This is a genomic window from Aeromonas sp. ZOR0001, from assembly GCF_000801015.1.
GTDB lineage: Bacteria > Pseudomonadota > Gammaproteobacteria > Enterobacterales > Aeromonadaceae > Aeromonas > Aeromonas veronii.
The window spans coordinates 108,604-129,340 of sequence record NZ_JRJY01000110.1 but is presented as its reverse complement, the minus strand read 5'-3'; the positions used below and the strand labels follow the sequence as shown (position 1 = coordinate 129,340).

Annotated in this window: 17 protein-coding genes; 13 read left to right on the top strand and 4 right to left on the bottom strand. The window is 61.1% G+C overall.

The window, feature by feature from the left end:
- The first annotated feature begins 71 nt into the window (after positions 1–71).
- Together L972_RS14970 and L972_RS14965 are read left to right on the top strand one after the other, a co-directional pair.
- Entirely contained in the window at positions 72–731 is a 660-nt protein-coding gene (locus L972_RS14970; protein WP_047439202.1) for a YceH family protein, read from the top strand.
- An 84-nt stretch (positions 732–815) separates the two neighbouring features.
- Positions 816–1,373, top strand: coding sequence for a HutD family protein (locus L972_RS14965; protein WP_047439263.1), 558 nt, complete (start codon positions 816–818; stop codon positions 1,371–1,373).
- Between the two features lie 84 nt (positions 1,374–1,457).
- On the opposite strand, the gene azu is transcribed toward L972_RS14965, so the two are convergent.
- Entirely contained in the window at positions 1,458–1,898 is a 441-nt protein-coding gene (gene azu, locus L972_RS14960) for an azurin (RefSeq protein ID WP_005337768.1), read from the bottom strand.
- A gap of 335 nt (positions 1,899–2,233) precedes the next feature.
- Between azu and L972_RS14955 the strand changes: the two genes are divergently transcribed.
- The 11 genes from L972_RS14955 to L972_RS14905 all read left to right on the top strand — a co-directional run bounded on the left by L972_RS14955 (position 2,234) and on the right by L972_RS14905 (position 18,643).
- A complete protein-coding gene (locus L972_RS14955; RefSeq protein WP_047439201.1) occupies positions 2,234–3,280 on the top strand; it encodes an FAD:protein FMN transferase in 1,047 nt (348 codons plus the stop codon).
- A 159-nt stretch (positions 3,281–3,439) separates the two neighbouring features.
- Entirely contained in the window at positions 3,440–5,086 is a 1,647-nt protein-coding gene (locus tag L972_RS14950; RefSeq protein ID WP_047439199.1) for a tetratricopeptide repeat-containing response regulator, read from the top strand.
- Between the two features lie 66 nt (positions 5,087–5,152).
- The gene (locus L972_RS14945; RefSeq protein WP_047439198.1) at positions 5,153–6,115 is read left to right on the top strand and encodes an ion channel; all 963 of its coding nucleotides are present in this window, start codon (positions 5,153–5,155) and stop codon (positions 6,113–6,115) included.
- A 251-nt stretch (positions 6,116–6,366) separates the two neighbouring features.
- The gene (gene xthA, locus L972_RS14940; RefSeq protein WP_005337776.1) at positions 6,367–7,173 is read left to right on the top strand and encodes an exodeoxyribonuclease III; all 807 of its coding nucleotides are present in this window, start codon (positions 6,367–6,369) and stop codon (positions 7,171–7,173) included.
- 397 nt (positions 7,174–7,570) lie between these two features.
- Positions 7,571–8,770, top strand: coding sequence for an efflux RND transporter periplasmic adaptor subunit (locus tag L972_RS14935; RefSeq protein WP_042056448.1), 1,200 nt, complete (start codon positions 7,571–7,573; stop codon positions 8,768–8,770).
- 9 nt (positions 8,771–8,779) lie between these two features.
- On the top strand, positions 8,780–11,890 hold the full coding sequence (locus L972_RS14930; RefSeq protein ID WP_047439197.1) for an efflux RND transporter permease subunit: 3,111 nt from the start codon (positions 8,780–8,782) through the stop codon (positions 11,888–11,890).
- A gap of 116 nt (positions 11,891–12,006) precedes the next feature.
- The gene (locus L972_RS14925; protein WP_047439196.1) at positions 12,007–12,759 is read left to right on the top strand and encodes a substrate-binding periplasmic protein; all 753 of its coding nucleotides are present in this window, start codon (positions 12,007–12,009) and stop codon (positions 12,757–12,759) included.
- Positions 12,760–12,817: 58 nt separating this feature from the next.
- On the top strand, positions 12,818–13,318 hold the full coding sequence (locus L972_RS14920) for a hypothetical protein (RefSeq protein ID WP_081990739.1): 501 nt from the start codon (positions 12,818–12,820) through the stop codon (positions 13,316–13,318).
- A 293-nt stretch (positions 13,319–13,611) separates the two neighbouring features.
- Positions 13,612–15,120: an efflux RND transporter periplasmic adaptor subunit gene (locus L972_RS14915; protein WP_047439194.1), complete on the top strand. Its 1,509-nt coding sequence runs from the start codon at positions 13,612–13,614 to the stop codon at positions 15,118–15,120.
- Positions 15,117–18,245, top strand: a complete 3,129-nt coding sequence (locus L972_RS14910; protein ID WP_047439192.1) for an efflux RND transporter permease subunit — start codon at positions 15,117–15,119, stop codon at positions 18,243–18,245. The genes L972_RS14915 and L972_RS14910 overlap by 4 nt, the downstream gene beginning before the upstream one ends.
- Before the next feature lie 44 nt (positions 18,246–18,289).
- On the top strand, positions 18,290–18,643 hold the full coding sequence (locus L972_RS14905; RefSeq protein WP_042055517.1) for a copper-binding protein: 354 nt from the start codon (positions 18,290–18,292) through the stop codon (positions 18,641–18,643).
- Between the two features lie 119 nt (positions 18,644–18,762).
- On the opposite strand, the gene L972_RS14900 is transcribed toward L972_RS14905, so the two are convergent.
- The 3 genes from L972_RS14900 to L972_RS21965 all read right to left on the bottom strand — a co-directional run bounded on the left by L972_RS14900 (position 18,763) and on the right by L972_RS21965 (position 20,737).
- Positions 18,763–19,680: an ABC transporter substrate-binding protein gene (locus L972_RS14900; RefSeq protein WP_042055514.1), complete on the bottom strand. Its 918-nt coding sequence runs from the start codon at positions 19,678–19,680 to the stop codon at positions 18,763–18,765.
- 83 nt (positions 19,681–19,763) lie between these two features.
- A complete protein-coding gene (locus tag L972_RS14895) occupies positions 19,764–20,567 on the bottom strand; it encodes an ABC transporter ATP-binding protein (protein ID WP_005361712.1) in 804 nt (267 codons plus the stop codon).
- The gene (locus tag L972_RS21965) at positions 20,567–20,737 is read right to left on the bottom strand and encodes an iron chelate uptake ABC transporter family permease subunit (protein ID WP_442853370.1); all 171 of its coding nucleotides are present in this window, start codon (positions 20,735–20,737) and stop codon (positions 20,567–20,569) included. The genes L972_RS14895 and L972_RS21965 overlap by 1 nt, the downstream gene beginning before the upstream one ends.

Below are 20,737 nucleotides of genomic sequence, written 5' to 3'. Positions count from 1 at the left end.
AACGCTAGACGCGGCGCGGACCATGACTAAGATAGGGGCTCTTGATGTCTCGATTTGGAAGGGAGTAGGAAATGGAGTTAGTACTTGGCCCACTGGAAGCCCGCGTCATCGGCTGTCTGATTGAAAAAGAGATCTGCACCCCGGATCAATATCCCCTCTCCCTTAATGCACTGGTCAACGCTTGCAACCAGAAGAGCAACCGCGAGCCGGTGCTGGAGTTCTCCGAGCTCGATATCCGCGCCGTGGTAGACGAGCTGATCCGCAAGCGGCTGGTGGTCAACACTGCAGGCTTCAACGCCCGGGTGCCCCGCTACCAGCACAGGTTCTGCAACACCGAATTTGGCGAGCTGAAATTCAGTGCCCAGGAGCTCGGCATCGTATGCGAACTGCTGCTGCGCGGCCCGCAAACCCCGGGGGAGCTGCGCTCGCGCACCAACCGCCTCTGCAGTTTCGATGATGTCACCGAGGTAGATGCGGTACTGACCCAACTCATCAAGCGTGGCCCCTACGTGGTCAAGCTGCCGCGCGAACCGGGCAAGCGCGAATCCCGCTACGCCCACCTGTTTAGCGGGGAGGTGGATATTCAGCCGATGATGGATGCCGCTCCCGCCGCGGCCTATGCCTCCCCTGCCGCCGATCGTCTGAGCGAGCTGGAGCTGGAAGTGAGCGAGCTCAAGAGCCGTCTCGCCGCCATGGAAGCGCGGCTGGCTGCGCTGGATGGTCAGGGCTGATCGCCTTTACCATCGCCACTCTCTATCAGGGAGCCGGGGCTGATGTCCCCGGCTCCCTGCGTTTTTTATCGTGAGGAAGTGCCCGTGATCACCCTGATTAAAGAGTCTGACCACCAGAAGATGCCCTGGAAAAACCAGCAGGGCACCACCAGCCAGATCCTCATCTCCCCCAAGGGGAGCAGCCTTGCCAAACTCGACTTTGACTATCGACTGAGCTCGGCCCCCATCAAGAGCGCGGGTCCCTTCTCCCCCTTTCCCGGCTATCAGCGCATTTTGCTGCCGGTGAGCGGGGCAGGCTTTGTGCTCAACGGCCACCCCTACGCCACCTTCGAGGCGGCGCACTTTAGCGGCGATGAGGAGACCCACTGCGAATTGCTGAAAAAAGAGGTGACCGATCTGGGGCTTATCTACCATCCGGATCGCATCAGCGCCAACGTGCGGGTGCTGAACCTCCCCTTCCCGCTGACCCTTACCCTCGAGCCAGAGAAGACCTACCTCTGTCACCTGCTGAGCGGCCAGCTGGCCGTGCAGGGCAAAGAGATGGCCATCAACGAGACGCTGGTGGTGACCGGTGAAGAGAGCATTCACTTCGAATGCCAGAAGAAGAGCACCATTGCCTTCTTTACCCTGCAAGGGAAGTAGCGGCGGGACAACAAAAGAGCATGAAAAAGCCGGGCAATCCCGGCTTTTTCTTGTCAGGCGCCCGGCACTATGCCGGTCATAGCCTTAGTTCACCTTGAAGGAGCCCTTCATCATGGCGAAGTGGCCGGGGAAGGAGCAGAAGAAGGTGAGATCCTTGCCCGCCAGACCGTCGGTCTTGAAGGTGACGCTGCTGCTCTCGCCGCCGCCAATCAGCTTGGTGTGAGCCAGCACACGAGGATCATCCTTGGGCAGATAGCCGTTCTCGGCCCCGGCGCTCATCCCGGCAGTTGCCACGGTCTGATAGTCGGCGGTGCTGGCCAGCACCCAGTTGTGACCCATGGCGGTCACAGGCAGCTTGCCGGTGTGGTTCAGGGTGACCGTCACCTCCTTGCAGGTGGCCGGCACGCTCATCTCTTTGAGGTTGTACTGCATGGCATCATTGCCTTCAATGACCAGTGCACACTCATCCGCCAGCACGGGGGCAGCCAGGGTACTCAGAAACAGCAGGGTAATCGCCTTTTTCATCATCTTCTCCTTTGATTGGCAATGGATGGCAACGACTTGGCGGATGCGGTTAACGCTTCGCAAAGATGCCGTCTAAATCGACCTTCATTTTACTCAATTGTCTTCAATCGGCTATGGCTTTTGACCAAAGCTGCGGGCCAGGTCACCAGACGGTGCTCTACTCGCCACTCTCTCCCTCACGGAGGGACGATACGGCGCTCGGCTGTCACAGGTTCAAAACTGTTTAATTTTTTCTGCCCTTTTCCCTCCGATTGGCCCTATCAGGGCTCGCCCGACGGGCGCCCCTTGGCTAAGCTAGCGCCCCGATATGAACCTTCTCCAGATGAGAGCGCCGGATGAATGCAATAACCCCTGTGGCGGCCCTGCGCGGCCTGCTGCTGACCCTGCTGCTGGCGCTGGCCGGCTGCCAGCCCACCCCGCCTGCCCAGACCCGTATTCAGGGCAAGACCATGGGTACCTACTATGTGGTGACCCTGAGCGATAACTACCCCGGTGGGGAGCCCGCCCTCAAAAGCGACGTAGAGAGCCTGCTGGCCCGGATGAACAAGGAGATCTCCACCTACGCTCCGGGCTCGCTCATCTCCCGTTTCAATCAGGGACCCGCCAACACCCCGTTTGCCATCCCGCCCGCCATGGCCATCATAGTCCAGCAGGGGATTGATGCCGGTAAGCTGACCGACGGTAAGCTGGATGTGACCGTGGGGCCTCTGGTCAATCTATGGGGCTTTGGCCCGGACAAACGGCCGGTCAAACGGCCCGATGAGGCGGCCATCGCCGCCGCCCGCCACAAGGTGGGGATCGACAAGATGACCCTGACCCCGCAAGGGGATCACTTCCTGCTCGAAAAAAAGATCCCGGATCTCTATCTCGACCTCTCCACTCTCGGCGAAGGGGCGGCATCGGATGAAATCGCCACCCTGCTCGAGGGCAAGGGGGTACACAACTACCTGATCGAAGTGGCCGGTGCGGTGCGCAGCAAGGGCAACAACAGCAAGGGCTCGCCATGGAAAGTGGCCATCGTCGAACCCTCCGATCAGCCGGGGGCGTTTTCCGATATCGTCATCCCCAACGGCATGGCGCTCAGCACCGCGGGCAGCTATCGCAACTACTACGAGATGGATGGCCAGCGTTACTCCCATATCATCGACCCCGCCACCGGCCAGCCGGTCACCCACAAGCTGGTCTCCGCCAGCGTCATCACCCCGACCGCGCTGGAGGCCGATGCTCTCGATACCGCGCTGATGGTGATGGGGCCAGAAGCGGGGATGGCATTTGCCAAACAGCACCAGCTGGCGGTCTATCTCATCATCAAGACCGAACAGGGGTTCAAAGCCGAGTACACGCCGCAATTTGCTCCCTATCTGGCAGAGAAAAAACGGTGAGTTCAAGGCCCTGGCAACAGGGCCTTTTTCTTTCACTCATCGCGGACAAAAGGCGGACAAACGGAGATGGTTCGCAATCGACAACTTGGCCAATTGCCTCTTCGGGCGCTTTGGTGGCACACTTTCTCCCATCAGCCCGTAGCGCCTCGACCCAGACAGATGCAGACACCTGAACAAGAGCCAGAAAAAAAGAGCCCAGCCAAGCCACAACGCATTCTGATGGTCAATGAGCAGCGCTCGTTTCAGGTGATGATGAAGGCGATGCTGCTCAATCTGGGTATCAGCAACATCACCTACTCCAATACCGCCGAGGATGCGCGGCGCCGCTGCCAGAAGGGCTGTTTCGACATCTATCTCATCGATTACGATCTGGGGGTTGGCGAGAATGGCCGCCAGTTGCTCGAGAGCCTGCGCGACAAAGATCTGATCCCGCCCCAGAGCGTGGTGATCATGGTGAGTGGCGACAGCTCCCGCGCCATGGTACTGAGCGCGCTGGAGGCCGAGCCCGACGAATACCTGATGAAGCCCTTCTCTCAGGAGCAGTTCTCGTTTCGCTTGAAGCGTGCCCTCGCCCGGCGCAATGCGCTGGCCAGCGTCTTTACCGCGCTGGCCGATGACAATCTGGCAGCCCTCATTACCGCCTGTGCCGAGCGGGCCGATGCGGTGCCCCGTTTTGCCAACTACTGCCGCTGCCTGCAGGCCGATACCCACCTCAAGCTGGGTCAGGCACAGGAGGCGCGCTCTTTAATGCGCCAGCTGCTGGCCGGGCAAGAGAACAGCTGGGCCCGCCTGACGCTGGGCAAGGCGTGCAACACCCTGGGGCTCCACGAAGAGGCGGTCAGCCATCTGCAGGCGACCCTCAAAAATACCCCACTGATGGTGGAGGCTCACCTCTGGCTGGCAGAATCCCTGCTGGCCCTTGGCAATGACGAGCAGGCGCAGCAGGAGCTCAGACGGGCAGTGGATATCTCCCCCCAGTCGGTGCAACTCTCCCGACGACTGGCGGAGGTGTGCCTGCAGCGCCACGACTACGCCCAGGCCAAGGATGTGCTGATGTCGCTGATCGACCTGTCGCGCAACTCCATTCACCGCACGCCCCACTATCTTGGAGCCTATATCCAGACCCTGACCCTCTACGCCCTCAACAGCAACGACAGCTACCACATCGCCAACCTGCAAAAGCAGGTCAATTCCGCCCTGTCGCGCATCCGCGACTCGTTGATGATGTCGGAGTTCAACTACCCGGTGTTCGAGCAGATCTGTCAGGCCCGGGTGCAGATTGCGCTGGGCGAGCTGCTCAAGGGCAAGAAGATGCTCTATCGCGCCAACCAGAACTGGCTCGATGAACCGGCCACCATGCCCCCCGCCCTGCTTGGCGAGACCATCCTTGCCCTCTACCAGCTCGGCGAGTTTGAATATGCCGAAAGCCTGCAAGGGCTGCTGGCGGAGGACGAAGATCGGCTGCTCACCACCTGCATTCAGGCAACCCGGGATGACAAGACGGTGCTGGAGCGGCGTCAGCGCTACCAGCAGCTCAACGATCTGGGGATCAAGGCCTATCAGAGCGGCGAGCTGGAGCAGGCCCTCGGCCATTTTCGCGAGGCCCTGCGCCGCGCCCCCGCCAATACCGGTGCGGCTCTCAACAAGATCCAGGTGCTGCTGCAACTGATGCAGAAAAACCGCAAGAGTCCGGAATTTGGTGCCGAGTGCAAAGACACCCTGGACGTGCTCGACGGCATCCCCCTCAACCCGGCCCAGCAGGAGCGTTTTCGCAAGCTGCGTCAGGAGTTCAACCAGTTCAGCTAAGACGCCGCCGCGCCCCCCTTTCCCCGCCTATGCTGAAACCAGTTCGGCAATGCGAGGGAAACGAAGATGGCGATGTGTCGTTATCTGGTGGCCGATGGCCGCCACTGCAGTGAAGAGGCTGGCGAGCACGATCTCTGCCACTGGCATGATCCCCACCATACCCATCAGGAAGCCCGCAGCGCCGAGGCGCTTGAACAGTACGTCCGCGCTGGCGGACTCTGCCACGGCCTGCAGCTGTCACGGGCCAATCTGGCTGGCCTCAATCTGGTCAACAAGGAGTCCGATCAGGGATTTTTGCTGGAGCAGTGCAACCTCTATCGCGCCAACCTGCGCGGTGGTCACCTCTACGGCCTGCGCATGAAGGGCGGCAGCCTGATGAAGGCCGATCTCAGTGATGCCAACCTCCAGTGCGCCACCCTCGATGACGTCAACCTGCTCGGCATCCGCTGGCACAACACCCGGCTCGACAACATGCAGACCGGCAAACGGGTGATGCAGGATCGCAAGGGGCGCCGTGAACGGGATCCCAAACAGGCGCGCATCTGGTTCAAGGAGGCGGAAGAGACCTACCGGGATCTGCGCAAAGCCTCCGAGGCACAGGGGATCTTCACCATGTCCGGCAACTATATCCAGCAGGAGCTCACCATGCGCCGCCTGCAACTGCCGTTCTGGTCGGCCCAGCGCTTCACCTCCTGGGTGGTCGATCTCTTCTGTGGCTACGGCGAGGCCCCGATGCGGGTAGTGCTCTTCTCGTTGCTGCTCATCTTCATCTGCAGCATTTTTTACTTCTTCTGCGGCCTCAACTTCGCGGGCAACTACCTGATCTACCGACCAGAGGCATCCTTTGAAGAGAACGCCATCTTCCTGCTCGAATGCCTCTACTACAGCGTGGTCACCTTCACCACATTGGGGTACGGCGACTTCACTCCGGTCGGCCTCTCCAGGATCTTCGCCGCCTTCGAGGCCTTCACCGGCAGCTTTACGCTGGCGCTGTTTGTGGTGGTATTCGTCAAAAAGATGACCCGCTGAAAACCTGTCCACGATCCTACTGCGAGGCTGTGATCAAGGCTCATGTGCTGCTCGCTTTTTTGTACCCAAGAGTGCTCATGTATACATATACAATCCGGTTCCTGCGCTGCGCTTCACCTTGCTGACAACCTCTCGCGACGGATCGTGAACAGGTTACTAAGCAGCTGCACCAGTCACAGCCCCCGAACTTGCATCCACCGCCGATTCCTAGTCCAATAGCCACTTATAAAAATGACATGAGCATCCCGGACATGAAGATCATCTCTTTCAATATCAACGGCCTGCGCGCCCGTCTGCACCAGCTGCAAGCCATCATCGACAAGCACCAGCCCGATGTGATCGGCCTGCAGGAGATCAAGGTGCACGATGAAGCATTCCCGCTGGCCGATGTGGAGGCCATGGGCTATCACGTGGAGTTTCACGGCCAGAAGGCCCACTACGGGGTCGCCATCATGAGCAAGCAGAAGCCGGTCAAGGTGGAGAAAGGCTTCCCCACCGATGACGAAGAGGCCCAGCGCCGGATGATCATGGCCACCTTCGAACGTGAAGACGGCTCTCTCATCAAGGTGATGAACGGCTACTTCCCGCAGGGTGAAAGTCAGGATCACGAGACCAAGTTCCCGGCCAAGCAGAAGTTCTACGAGGATCTGCAGCACTACCTCGAGACCAACCACACCCCGGACGACCAGCTGGTGCTGATCGGGGATATGAATATCTCCCCCACCGATCTCGACATCGGCATCGGCGAGGCAAACCGCAAACGCTGGCTGCGGGATGGCAAATGCTCCTTCCTGCCCATCGAGCGCGAATGGATGGAGCGACTGAAAGGGTTCGGCCTGACCGACACCTTCCGCGCCGCCAACCCCACCGAGTGCGAGCGTTTCTCCTGGTTTGACTACCGCTCCAAGGGCTTTGACGAGAACCGCGGCCTGCGCATCGACCTCATCATGGCCTCCGACGCCCTCAAGGACAAGGTGACCGAGACCGGCATCGACTACGAGCTGCGCGGCATCGAGAAACCCTCCGACCACGCTCCCATCTGGGCCTGCTTCGCCTGATGCGGCACAAGATTAACCGATGAGCCGCGACGAATTCGTAAATTGTGAAGCGGCTCGCGGTTGCCCGCGATAAAAGGGCGTAAAAAACCCATCCAGACAAGGTGCCTTATGGCACCTTATTTTTTGCAGCAAGGAGTGGCTGGCGTGATACGGTTGCGAAGAGCCCTGGCCCGGGATGAACATCCCCGAAGCCCCCCGCCCAAATCGGAAAAGTCAGACTTTTTTCGTCAATCGGCAACCCTAATTGCCACTTTGAGAAGGTTGTGTTCAAGGTTGCCGCCCTATCATCTCCCATTCCAATCATAAATAAGTTGTTTTTTTAATCATGAAGTTAATGATGTGTATGGAGAAACATGCTGAACGCAGCAGCCGAAATCGATCCAACAGGAGTGTGATGATGAAGGTGCCCAATGCCGGAAGAGAGGTTTACAAACGCAGCTTGCTGACACTGGCGCTGATCAGTGGTCTGAGCGCCTGTGGCGGCGAGACGACCCAGACGGCCCAGACCATGCCCGCCGTCCCTGTGGTGGTCGCCGAGGTCAAGCTGACCGATGTGCCGCTCACCACCGAGATGGTGGGAGAAACCGCCGGTTTTCGCGAGATCGATGTGCGCTCCCGGGTCAGTGGCATCCTTCTCAAGCGCACTTATGTGGAAGGCCAGCCGGTTACCGCCGGTCAGGAGCTGTTTCTGATTGACCCTGAGCCCTACAAGGTGGCGCTGGAGCAGGCCAAGGGCACCCTGGCTCAGGAGCAGGCCCGTCTCAACAAGGCCCGTGCCGATCGGGATCGCATCATTCCCCTCTTCAAGCGTCAGGTGGTCAGTCGCAAGGACTATGACGACACCATCGCCAACTACGAAGCGGCCATCGCCAGCCATCAGGCCGCTCAGGCCAAGGTGAAAGAGGCGGAGCTCAACCTCAGCTACACCCAGGTGACCGCCCCCATCAACGGCATGGCGAGCAAGAGCTCCCAGTCCGAGGGGAGCCTTATCTCCACCAGCGGCGACAACGGCCTGCTCACAACCATCACCCAGTTTGATCCGCTCTACGTCAACTTCTCCTACTCGGAGCAGGATCGCCTCAACTTCGAAAACTCGGTAAAGAAAGGGGTGATTGAGGCGAAGGATGCCACCACCTGGCGCACCCATATTCGTCTGGCCGATGGCTCCCTCTATCCGGAGGCGGGCAAGCTCAACTTTTCCGACAACCGGGTCGATCCCCAGACCGGCACCATCCGTGCCCGTGCCATCTTCGACAACAAGGACGGCGTACTACTGCCCGGCCAGTTTGTCCGCATGACCATCGATCTGGGCCTGCGCAAAAACGCCATCGTGGTGCCGCCGCGCGCCATCGTCCAGTCCCAGGCTGACCGCATGGTGATGGTAGTCGATGCCGACAACAAGGTGGTGCCCCGCCCGGTGACCCTGGGCGCGGCAGTCGACTCCGGCGTGCTGATCGAGAGCGGCCTGCAGGCAGGTGAGCGCTATATCGTCGAAGGCTTGATGAAGGCTCGCCCCGGCGCTGTGGTGAAACCTGTCTCTGCCGACGAGATGAAGGCGATCACCGGCAAGGTGGTCAGCCAGTCTGCGGCCAAGTAAGGAGCCCGTATGTTTTCCAAGTTCTTCATAGAACGCCCCATCTTCGCCAGCGTGATTTCGATCATTATCGTGCTGGGCGGGTTGGCGGCGATGCGGGCGCTCCCCATCGAGCAATATCCCCAGATCACCCCGCCTGTGGTCTCGGTCACGGCGTTTTATCCGGGCGCAACCCCGGAGGTGATCTCCCAGACCGTGGCTGCGCCGCTGGAGCAGCAGATCAACGGCGTCGAGCGGATGATCTACATGCAATCGGGGTCGGCCTCCAACGGCCAGATGAACCTCAACGTCTACTTCGAGATCGGCACCGACCCGGATCAGGCCACCATCAACGTCAACAACCGGGTCTCGGCCGCCATGGCCCAGCTGCCGGAAGAGGTGAAAAAGCAGGGGGTGACGGTCAAGAAGAAATCGACCTCCATCCTGCAGGTGGTCACCCTCCAGTCACCGAACGGCTCGTTTGATACCACCTATCTGTCGAACTACGCCCTGCTCAACATCATCGACGAGCTCAAGCGGATTCCCGGCATCGGTGATACCACTCTGTTTGGCGGTACCGACTATGCGATGCGTATCTGGCTACGGCCGGATCGACTGGCCCAGCTCGAGCTCACCCCGAGCGACGTGATTGGCGCCATTCGCGAGCAGAATACCCAGTTCGCGGCGGGCAAGATCGGTGCCCAACCCACCACGGCCCCCATCGACTTCACCTACACGGTGCAGACCAAGGGGCGCCTTGAGGATGTGAAGGAGTTCCAGAACATCATCGTCCGCTCCATGCCCGATGGCTCCAAGATCCGGGTCCGCGATGTCGCCCGGGTCGAGCTGGGGGGCAAGGATTATGATCTGGTCGCCCGCGCCAACGGCAAACCGGCCATCGGTATCGCCACCTATCTGCAACCGGGCGCCAACGCCGTCGCGGTTGCCGATGCGGTACACGCCACCATGGAGCGACTCAAGGAGCGCTTCCCGCAGGATATCGAGTACCAGATCCCCTACGACACCACCGAGTTCGTGAAGATCTCCATCGAAGAGGTGGTACACACCCTGTTCGAGGCGATCGTACTGGTGTTCGTGGTGGTCTATCTGTTCCTGCAGAACTTCCGCGCCACCCTGATCCCCTGTATCGCGGTGCCGGTGTCGCTCATCGGGACTTTCGCCGGCATGCTGGTGCTGGGCTTCTCCATCAACCTGCTGACCCTGTTCGGCATGGTGCTCGCCATCGGCATCGTGGTGGATGACGCCATCGTGGTGCTCGAGAACGTCGAGCGGATCATGAGCGAGAAGAAGTGCTCCGCCAAAGAGGCTGCCATCCTCGCCATGCAGGAGGTCTCCGGTCCGGTGGTCGCCATCGTGCTGGTGCTCTGCGCCGTGTTCCTGCCGGTCGCCTTTATGGGCGGCATGACAGGGGTGATGTACAAGCAGTTCGCCATCACGGTCGCGGTCTCGGTCGCCATCTCCGGTCTGGTGGCACTGACTCTCTCCCCGGCCCTCTGTGCCGTGTTGCTGAAAGAGGGACACCACAAACCGGCCCGCTTCTTCGTCTGGTTCAACGAAAAATTTGACCAGCTGACCCGCGGCTATGTACGCGGTGTGGCCTTCCTGAACCGTCGGGTGGGGGTCGCCTTTGCCATCATCGGCGTGCTGATCCTCTCCATCTACGGCCTCTTCCTGAAAGTGCCGGGCGAACTGGTACCGAACGAAGATCAGGGCTACCTCATCTCCGCCGTCATGCTGCCGGATGCGGCCGCGATGAGCCGGACCCAGGCGGTGGCGGATCAGTTCGACAAGATCGCCATGGCCAACCCCCATGTGAAGGATGTGATCACCTTCTCGGGCTTTGACATTCTCTCCAATGCCATCATCAGCAACAGCGGCATGACCTTCATTACCCTGAAGGACTGGAGCGAGCGTCAGGGGACAGGACAGGACTCCTTCTCGCTGGCCAAGACCTTCCAGGGCTTGAGCCTGATGGGGCTGGCGGATGGCTTTGTCGCCTCCTTCAACCCGCCTCCCATTCAGGGGATGTCCACCACAGGTGGCCTTGAGGCCTATCTGCAGAACCGTGGCACCGGCAACGCCCAGGCCTTCTCCGGCGAAGTGCAGCGCTTCCTCGAAGCGGCCAAGGCGCGCCCGGAGTTTGCCAGCGTCACCAGCACCTACCGCGCCAACGTGCCGCAGGTCTATCTCGACCTGGATCGCGAAAAAGCCAAGGCGCTGGGGCTGCCCATCAACGCGGTATTCGACACCATGCAGGCCACCTTCGGCCAGGTCTATGTCAACGACTTCAACCAGTTCGGCCGTACCTACCGGGTGCAGTTGCAGTCCGAGGCAGACTATCGCGCCAAGAAGAGCGACATCCGCAACGTCTATGTCCGCTCCGACAAGGGAGAGATGATCCCGCTCAGCAGTCTGGTGACGGTGCGTGATGCCACCGGCCCCGAACTGGTCGAACGCTTCAACATCTTCCAGGCCGCCAAGATCATGGCCCAGCCCGCCCCTGGCTACAGCTCGGGTCAGGCCATCGCCGCGCTGGAAGAGGTCGCCAATGAGGCTCTTGGCAACGACGCCAAGCTGGAGTGGACCGGCTCCGCCTATCAGGAGAAAGCGGCCGCAGGCAGCGCAGGCATGGCCTTTGGTTTCGGTATCGTGATGATCTTCCTGATTCTGGCTGCCCAGTATGAACGCTGGAGCCTGCCGTTTGCGGTGATCACCGCCGTACCGTTCGCCCTGTTCGGTGCCCTGCTCGCCACCTGGCTGGTGGGGCTGACCAACAACGTCTACTTCCAGATCGGGCTGGTGACCCTGGTCGGCCTTGCCGCCAAGAACGCCATCCTGATCGTGGAGTTCGCGGTGATGAAGCACGAAGAGGGGATGAGCCTCATCGAGTCGGCACTGGAGGCGGCACGCCTGCGTTTCCGTCCCATCGTGATGACCTCGCTCGCCTTCATCCTCGGCTGTGTGCCTTTGGTCACCTCCAGCGGGGCCGGTGCGGCAAGCCGTCACGCCCTCGGCTGGCCGGTCATCGGCGGCATGCTGGCCGCTACCTTTATCGCCATCTTCTTTATCCCGCTCTTCTTCCGCCTCATCATGAGAGGATCGGAAAAGCGCGCCAAGCAGTAACGCTCTCCCCAGGCGTTCCACCGATAACAAACTACCCCCGCCCGTGCGGGGGTATTTTTTTGTCTGCGGTGTGCTTCAATGACACACATCGAGACTTTTTTGCACAGGATCCGGATATGCTGGCTCAGCTCTGGCTCGCGACGACCTTGACGACCACTACCCTCTCCGCCTGTGGTCATCACGATTATCCCCCCTGGAACTGGCTGAGCGATGGCAAGATCATCGGCGTTTGTGCCGAAGTCGTCAGTACCCTCTATCAACGGTTGGGTTTCAATGTGGATCTCTCCTATGTGGGCCCCTGGGCCCGCTGTCAGCAGAAAGTGGCGAAAGGAGAGGTCGACATCAATATCTGTGCGCTGCGCAACGAAGAGAGAGCGCACTACTCCCGCTTTACCCGAACCCCCATGGCCATCAATGACATGGCGGTATTCGTGCGCCAACCCGGCAGCCGCTTGCTGCAACGAAGGGAGGATCTGACCGGACTGCGGGGCGCCATGATGATAGGCGTCAGCCTTGGCAGCGAAATGGATGGTTTTTTACAAGCGAATACCCGCATCTACAGGGTCAACTCCCTCAAGCAGGTATTTGGCCTGCTGGCCAGTGACCGGGTCGACTTCGTTCCCTATGGCCGCTCTTCCGGCCGCCTGTTTCTGAGCGAAAATTACCCGAGCAGCGGAATGGCTGTTCTGCAGTGGCCACTGCAGCGCGGTGAGCTCTATATTTCTGTTTCACTGCAATCCCCCCATCTTGGCACCCTCGAACAACTGGAGCCCATGTTGCAAGCGCCCGGCATTAGTCAATGGATAGACCAGTTGCTGGAAAAATACAGTGACCTCTACCTGCAGCAGCAACGCCAGCAGAAGCCTTGACCTTCTCGTGCGAGCAAGGTTTAGAGTTTGGCAACTTGCCCCCCTAAGGATGCCCGGATTGTCACTCACCCAGCTTGCTGCAAGATTGCCCTGCGTTGCTCTGGCCCGGCTATTGCTGGTGCTGCTGCTCGTCTGCAATCTGACCCTCTGCATCAGCTGGCATGGTTCTCCCCTCTCCTCCGAGCCGACCCCAAGCAGCGCCCAATCGATGGTGATGTTCGATTCATCCATGGCGATGGCGGATGGCGATATCTCTCATGCAATGTCCGCTATGGATCACCCGGGCGATCTCATGCCCCTCTCCTGCCATCAGGGAAACGAGGGGTCAGCCATGGGCGATGAGTGCCAGATGCAGACAGGCGTAAATGCTCTCTCCTTGGGCGCGATGGCTCTACTGGGTGTACTGGTCGCCCTGCTGATCTTCCCCCTGCTACTTTGCAACAACGTCGCAGCGTCACTGCTTGATAACTGGTTGCGGGATCCCTTCCTGCGCTCGCGCGGTACTCACCCTCCCTCCTGGCCGCGCCGACATCTGATGCTGTCGGTGTTACGCCACTAGAAAGTCCTTCTCTTGCGGCAGCGGCAAGCCTCGGCTTGTCCGTTTTCTGCTGCCTTGCCTGACCCTGTGACGACTGGCCCCGCCAGCAACAGGGAGCCGTGCGCGCTGATACAGCTGCGCCCCGTTTGCCGCCAGCCCCTTTGGTGATGCCTTGCACCTCACCCGACCGGCGGCCTGCAAAAGAGAAGACGTATTATGTCACCAGCCCACTTTTCACCGTCCAAGGTTGCTGCCTTCGCGGGCGCCTTATCCTCCTGCACTTTCTGCATGCAGACCCGCGCCGGAGGCCAGTCATGAACAAGACCATCCTGATGTCGGCCCTGCTGCTGGCCCTCGGCGCCGGTGGCGGCTACTGGACCGCCAAACAGACCACCGCTGACACCGCGGCCAAGGAGAAGACGCCGCTCTACTGGGTCAACCCCATGGATCCGCGCGACAAGCGCGATGCCCCCGCCAAGGACAACATGGGGATGGACTTTATCCCCATCTATGAGGAACAAAAAAACGGCTCGCCGGGTACAGTCACCATCAGCCCCGAGATCCAGCAGAACCTGGGGGTGCGACTTGCCAAGGTGGAGAAGCTGCCTATCCACCAGCAGATCGAGACGGTGGGCTATGTCGGGTATGACGAGGACAGGCTGGAGGCGGTCAATGCCCGCATGGCAGGCTGGATCCGCACCCTCGCCATCAAGAGCGAGGGGCAACAGGTAAGCAAGGGGAGCCTTATTTACGAGCTTTACGCCCCGGATCTGGTTAACGCCCAGCACGAATACCTGCTGGCACTCAACACCGCCAACCCACTGCTGCTGCGCGCTGCCGAGGGCAAGCTCAAGTCCCTGCAGGTACCGGCAGATCAAATCTCAGCCCTCAAGCGCACCCGTCAGGTGCGCGAAACCATCAGCATTTACGCCCCCAGCAGCGGTTATGTCTCCGAGCTCAAGGTGCGCGAGGGCCAGTATGTGGATCCCGCCGCAGCGCTCTTTAACATCAGCACCCTCAAGCAGGTGTGGGTGAGCGCCGAGGTGTTCGAACGTCAGGCCGCTCAGCTGAAAGTGGGGGATCCGGTCACCATGACTCTCGACTATGCCCCCGGCCGCAGCTGGCAAGGTAAGGTGGATTACCTCTATCCGACCCTCGATGCCGCTATTCGCACCCTCAAGGTGCGGCTGCGCTTTGACAATCCGGACGAGTTTTTGAAACCCAATATGTTTGCCAAGGTGAGCATTCGCACCGGGCAGGGAGAGCCGCAATTGGTGGTGCCGAGCGAAGCGGTGATCCGCACCGGCAGTCAGGATCGGCTGGTGCTGGCGTTGGGGGATGGCAACTTCAAGTCGGTCGCCGTCACTCTCGGCCCCCAGTTTGGCGACAAGGTTGCCATCAAGGCAGGGGTAGAGGCTGGGGATAACATCGTCAGCTCTGCCCAGTTCCTGCTCGACTCCGAGTCTGCCATCGATTCGGACTTCCAGCGCATGACAGCAGTGCGCCCCGCCCAGGTGTGGACCCAGGGCGAGGTTGAAAGCATCGATCTGGCCAACCGCACCCTGATGGTCTCCCACCAGCCCATCCCCGAGTGGCACTGGCCCGCCATGGAGATGGAGTTCACCGTCGCCGACGGGGTCGATATCAGCAAGCTGGCCGAAGGGCAGACCCTGCACCTGCAAGTGATGCAGGAGGGGGATGAGTACCGCATCACCACCATCCATCAGGAGAAGGCCCCGACCAGCGGCCATGCTCTTGAGCAGGCAAAAGATGAGATGGAAGGCATGGGCCATAGCCAGCACAATATGGGAGCCAAGCCATGATCCCCTCGATTATTCGCTGGTCGGTGGGCAACCGCTTTCTGGTGCTGCTATTGACCCTTATGCTCACCGCCTGGGGGCTCTGGTCGGTCAAACAGACTCCAGTGGACGCCCTGCCGGATCTCTCCGACGTGCAGGTGATCATCAAGACCTCCTATCCGGGCCAGGCTCCACAGGTGGTGGAGGATCAGGTGACCTACCCGCTCACCACCGCCATGCTGGCGGTACCGGGGGCGACCACGGTGCGCGGCTACTCCTTCTTCGGCGACTCCTTCGTCTATGTGTTGTTTGACGACAACACCGACCTCTACTGGGCCCGCGCCCGGGTGCTGGAGTATTTGAGCCAGGTGGCCCCCAATCTGCCCGCCTCCGCCCGTCCCCAGCTCGGCCCAGATGCCACCGGGGTGGGCTGGGTCTATCAGTACGCACTGGTGGACAAAACCGGCAAGCATGACCTCAGCCAGCTCACCTCACTGCAGAACTGGTTCCTCAAGTACGAGTTGCAGACGGTGGACGGGGTCTCCGAGGTCGCCACCGTCGGCGGCATGGTGCGCCAGTATCAGGTGCGGGTCGATCCGGACAAACTGCGCGCCTACGGCATCCCGCTCTCCCTTATCGAGACCGCCATCAAGCAGGGCAATCAGGAGACCGGCGCCTCCGTCATCGAGATGGCGGAAGCGGAGTACATGGTGCGCTCCAACGGCTATCTGAAAAGCGTCGAGGATCTGAAGCAGATCCCGCTCGGTACCAATGTGCGCGGCGCCCCGCTGCTGCTGGGTGACGTGGCGGATGTAGTCACCGGCCCCCAGAGCCGGCGCGGCCTGGCCGAGCTCAACGGTGAAGGGGAAGTGGTGGGCGGCATCATCGTCATGCGCTACGGCGAGAATGCCCAGCACACCATAGACGGAGTCAAGGCGCGGCTCGCCCAGCTGAAAAGCAGCCTGCCGGAGGGGGTGGAGGTGGTCACCGTCTACGACCGATCCGATCTTATCCAGCGCGCCATCGACAACCTCTCCGGCAAGCTGGTGGAGGAGTTCGCGGTGGTGGTGCTGGTCTGCCTCGCCTTCCTGTTCCACCTGCGCTCATCCCTGGTGGTGGTCATCTCCTTGCCCATCGCCATCCTGACCGCCTTTATCGTGATGCACCTGCAGGGGATCAACGCCAACATCATGTCGCTGGGGGGCATCGCCATCGCCATCGGCGCCATGGTGGATGGCGCCATAGTGATGATCGAGAACGTCCACAAACACATGGAGCGGGAGGCGCTCACCGACAAGAACCGCTGGCGCATCATCACCGAGGCGAGCATAGAAGTGGGGCCCGCCATCTTCTTCTCCCTGCTGATCATCACCATCAGCTTCCTGCCGGTGTTCGCGCTGGAGGCACAGGAGGGGCGGATGTTCCACCCGCTCGCCTACACCAAGACCTACGCCATGGCTGCGGCGGCCGGGCTCGCCATCACGCTGGTGCCAGTGATCATGGGCTACTTCATCCGTGGCAAGGTGCTGGCGGAGCAGGCCAATCCGCTCAACCGCTGGCTGAGTCAGGGCTATGTGCCTTTGCTCAAGGCCGTGCTGGCGCGCCCGAAAACCACCTTGGCCATCGCCGCCGTGGTGACGGTGGCGGGATTCTGGCCGCTCAAGTATCTGGGCTCCGAGTTCATACCGCCGCTCGATGAGGGGGACATCATGTATATGCCCACCACCGCGGCCAATATCTCGGTGGGCAAGGCGCGGGAGATTTTGCAGCAGACCGACAAGCTCATTCGTACCGTGCCCGAGGTGCAGAACGTGTTCGGCAAGGCGGGGCGCGCCGAATCGGCCACCGACCCCGCCGATCTGGTGATGATGGAGACCAGCATCCAGCTCAAGCCACGCGATCAGTGGCGTCCAGGCATGACCCCGGAGAAGCTGAAAGAAGAGCTGGATTCCCTTATCCGCTTCCCCGGTCTCACCAACGCCTGGGTGCCCCCCATCAAGACCCGCATCGACATGCTGGCCACCGGCATCAAGACCCCGGTGGGCATCAAGATAGCGGGGCCCGATCTCAAGGTGATCCAGCAGCTCGGCCAGCAGCTTGAGCAGATCGTCGGCAAGGTGGAGGGCGCCTCATCGGTCTACGCCGAGCGGGTGGCGGGCGGCCGTTACGTCAAGGTGGATATCGACCGGCTCAAAGCGGCCCGTTACGGCCTCAACATTGCCGACGTACAGGCGGTGCTCGCCACCGCGGTGGGCGGCATGGAGGTGGGCCAGACCATCGAGGGGCGCGAGCGCTACCCCATCAACCTGCGCTACCCCCAGAGCTATCGCGACTCGGTGGCAAGCCTGGAGCTGCTGCCGGTGGTCACTCCAAGTGGCGCGCGCATCGCGTTGGCGGATGTGGCACAGGTCTATATCAGCGACGAAGCGCCCATGCTGCGCAGTGAAAACGCGCGCCTCAACGGCTGGGTCTACGTTGATATTCGCGGCCGCGATATCGGCTCGTTCGTCGATGAGGCCAAGGCCGAGGTGGGCAAGCAGCTGGTGCTGCCGGCGGGCTACGCCCTCACTTGGTCCGGCCAATACGAATACATGGAGCGGGCCAAGGCGCGCCTCGCCTACGTGGTGCCTCTCACGGTCGCCATTATCGTGCTGCTGCTCTATCTGGCGTTTCGACGCGTTCAGGAGGTGCTGCTCATTCTCACCACCTTGCCACTGGCGGTGGTGGGCGGGATCTGGACCCTCTGGTTGCTCGACTTCAACCTGTCAGTTGCCGTAGGTGTTGGCTTTATCGCCCTGGCCGGGGTAGCGGTGGAGACCGGCGTCCTGATGCTGGTCTACCTCAACCATGCCTGGGATAACCTGGTGGCCAGTGGCAAGCCGGACAAGGCGGGTCTGCATCGGGCGGTGATCCACGGCGCCGCCCTGCGCCTGCGTCCCAAGATGATGACGGTGGTGACCATTATCGCCGGCCTCTTGCCCATCATGTGGAGCCACGGTACCGGATCCGAAGTTATGCAGCGCATCGCCGCCCCCATGATCGGCGGCATGGTGAGCGCGCTGGTGCTGACCCTCTTGGTGCTGCCAGCGGCCTATTACCTGTGGCGCAGCCGCAGCCTTGGCAAGGGCGCGAACCCGCAATCCGAATAACCCGATTTCACGATCCATATTGACTGAACGATGAGGAAACCATCATGAACTACAAGACCCTGACCCTGACCCTGCTGCTTGGCCTTGCTACCCACACCAGCCTGCAAGCCGAAGAGATGATGCACCATGAAGGGCACGATATGAGTCAGACGGGTGAGATGAGCGAACAGGGCGCAATGGTGATGACCAAGGGGGTCATTACCCGCCTCGATGAGGGGAGCGGCAAGGTCGGCATCAAGCACGAGGCGATCGAGAATCTCAAGATGCCCGCCATGACCATGGTCTTTCGAGTGGCAGATCCGGCCCAGCTCAAAGGGCTCAAGGTGGGGGATGCCATCCACTTTCATGCCGAAAGCCAGAGCGGCAAGCTCACAGTGACAGCCATCCAACCGCAATAAACGGCTCTGGCTCGCCGAAGAGGTCACGATAGACAGTGACAACGCAAGAGGGAGGCATCAGCCTCCCTCTTCTTTTGCTCAACCTGTTCGTTGGGTCAACCTCTGGCGCGCGATAGCACTCAGCTGCGGGTTGCCAGCAACTGCTCCACATCCTCGATCACCTTGAGGGCCGCCTGCGGGCCGCCGCTGGAGGTCCAGAGCGACCCGTCAACGGCACCAAAGCGCTTTGCCTTGATCACCGGCAGTTGCTGGAACGCCGGGGTCTGCTCCGCCTGACGCATGGCATCCACCGCATCACCGCTGGCGCTCAGAGTGCCGACCACCAGCCAGTCAGCATCCAGCAGGTTGAGGGACTCCAGACTGAGCGCCGGTGAGTGGGGCGCGCCAGTCCCCTGTTGTTTGTCCGGACGCACCAGGCCCATCGACTCCACTACGCTGCTGGCAAAGGTGCCCTGATACATAAAGCTCGGCCCCTTGGGGTTCCAGCGCACTATGCTGATGCTCTCCCCCTGATGTTTGGCCAGCTTGCTGCGGGCCTGAGTCAACCGCTCGGCATACTGCAGCAAGAAAGTATCCCCTTGCTGGTCGCGGTTGAGGGTGTGGGCGGTGCGGCGGAAGCTATCCTGCCACGGCTCACCCCACTTGCTGGTCACCACGGTCGGCGCGATCTCCCCCAGTAAGGTCAGCAGCTCTGGACGGGTCTGGCCTGTCAGGATAAGGTCGGGCTCCAGCGCAATCAGCGACTCCAGATTGGGGCTGTCGAGATCGCCGATCACCTGGATCCCCATGCCCGCCTTGTTCAGCAAATAGCGGGGCAAAGTGGGTTGACCACGGCCATTGACGGCGCCGATGGGGGTCAGCCCCAGGGTCAGGGTGCTGTCGAGTTCGAGCTCGCTCAGCACCACCACCCGCGTTGGCTGGACTGGCACCTGCACCTTCTGGCCAAACGCATCGGTCACTTCACGCATCTCCTGCGCCTGAACCAGCGGCGCGGCCAGCATCAGGATGGCTGCTGCCAGGGCGGCAAAACGCTTCATCATCTCACTCCTTCTCGTTGCACGGCCCGGATAATCGGCCGCGTGAATACACTCGGTGGGCCCACAGAGCAGGCCCATATGACTCAACTCGCCGAACGCAGGGTGCGGCCATGTTCGTGGCGACGGGGCACGATAATGGGCGCCCCGTCACCGGGGGCATGCAGAATGTCAACACTGGTCTGGTAGAGCCGGTCGATTAGATCCTTGGTCACCACCTCCCGGGCCGGGCCCATGGCGGCAATGGTCCCCTCGCCGATGGCGATCAGCTCGTCACAGTAGCGGGCCGCCATCGCCAGATCGTGGATCACCAGCAGCACGGTTTTGCCCTCGGCGGTGATGCGGTGGATTGCCTCCATCACCTCGGTCTGGTGGCCGATATCGAGGGCGCTGGTGGGCTCGTCGAGCAACACCATGTCGCTGTCCTGCGCCAGGATCATCGCAAGCCAGGCCCGCTGTGCCTGCCCGCCGGAGAGGGACGCTGCGCTCTGCTGCCAGATGTTTTCAAGCTGCATCCGCTCGCAGGCAATACGCACCATGCGGGCATCCTCCTCGCCCCACTGATTGAACCAGCCCTGATGGGGGTGGCGGCCATACTGCACCAGCTGCTCCACCAGAATGCCGGCAGGCAGGGTTGGCCGCTGGGGCAGGTAGGCGAGCTCCCGCGCCAACCCCTTCATGGGGTAGCTGGCAAGCGGCTTGCCTTTGAGCAGGATCTCGCCGCGTTGGGCTTTCATCTGGCCGGATAGCAGCTTGAGCAGGGTCGATTTGCCGCAGCCGTTGGGGCCGACGATCCCCACCAGCTTGCCCCTCGGCACGCTGAAGGAGATGTCCCGCAAAATGGGGGTCTGCTGATAGGCGAAATGGAGGCGATTTACGGTGAGCGTCATCAGTCAGCCCTCTGGCGATCGTTAACGAGAAGAAACAGCAGCAACAGGCCGCCGAGAATGCGGGTCATGATGCCGGTCGCCACCTCGTGGGGGCTGGCCAGCACCCGGACCAGGGTATCGCTGGCAAGCAGCAGCAGGGCGCCGCTAAGCGCCGCCAGCCAGAGCGGCAA

Coding starts and splice junctions, on each gene's coding strand:
- L972_RS14970 (WP_047439202.1), top strand. CDS start 72: ATGGAGTTAGTACTTGGCCCACTGGAAGCCCGCGTCATCGGCTGTCTG.
- azu (WP_005337768.1), bottom strand. CDS start 1,898: ATGAAAAAGGCGATTACCCTGCTGTTTCTGAGTACCCTGGCTGCCCCC.
- L972_RS14955 (WP_047439201.1), top strand. CDS start 2,234: ATGAATGCAATAACCCCTGTGGCGGCCCTGCGCGGCCTGCTGCTGACC.
- L972_RS14950 (WP_047439199.1), top strand. CDS start 3,440: ATGCAGACACCTGAACAAGAGCCAGAAAAAAAGAGCCCAGCCAAGCCA.
- L972_RS14945 (WP_047439198.1), top strand. CDS start 5,153: ATGGCGATGTGTCGTTATCTGGTGGCCGATGGCCGCCACTGCAGTGAA.
- xthA (WP_005337776.1), top strand. CDS start 6,367: ATGAAGATCATCTCTTTCAATATCAACGGCCTGCGCGCCCGTCTGCAC.
- L972_RS14935 (WP_042056448.1), top strand. CDS start 7,571: ATGAAGGTGCCCAATGCCGGAAGAGAGGTTTACAAACGCAGCTTGCTG.
- L972_RS14930 (WP_047439197.1), top strand. CDS start 8,780: ATGTTTTCCAAGTTCTTCATAGAACGCCCCATCTTCGCCAGCGTGATT.
- L972_RS14925 (WP_047439196.1), top strand. CDS start 12,007: ATGCTGGCTCAGCTCTGGCTCGCGACGACCTTGACGACCACTACCCTC.
- L972_RS14915 (WP_047439194.1), top strand. CDS start 13,612: ATGAACAAGACCATCCTGATGTCGGCCCTGCTGCTGGCCCTCGGCGCC.
- L972_RS14910 (WP_047439192.1), top strand. CDS start 15,117: ATGATCCCCTCGATTATTCGCTGGTCGGTGGGCAACCGCTTTCTGGTG.
- L972_RS14905 (WP_042055517.1), top strand. CDS start 18,290: ATGAACTACAAGACCCTGACCCTGACCCTGCTGCTTGGCCTTGCTACC.
- L972_RS14900 (WP_042055514.1), bottom strand. CDS start 19,680: ATGAAGCGTTTTGCCGCCCTGGCAGCAGCCATCCTGATGCTGGCCGCG.
- L972_RS14895 (WP_005361712.1), bottom strand. CDS start 20,567: ATGACGCTCACCGTAAATCGCCTCCATTTCGCCTATCAGCAGACCCCC.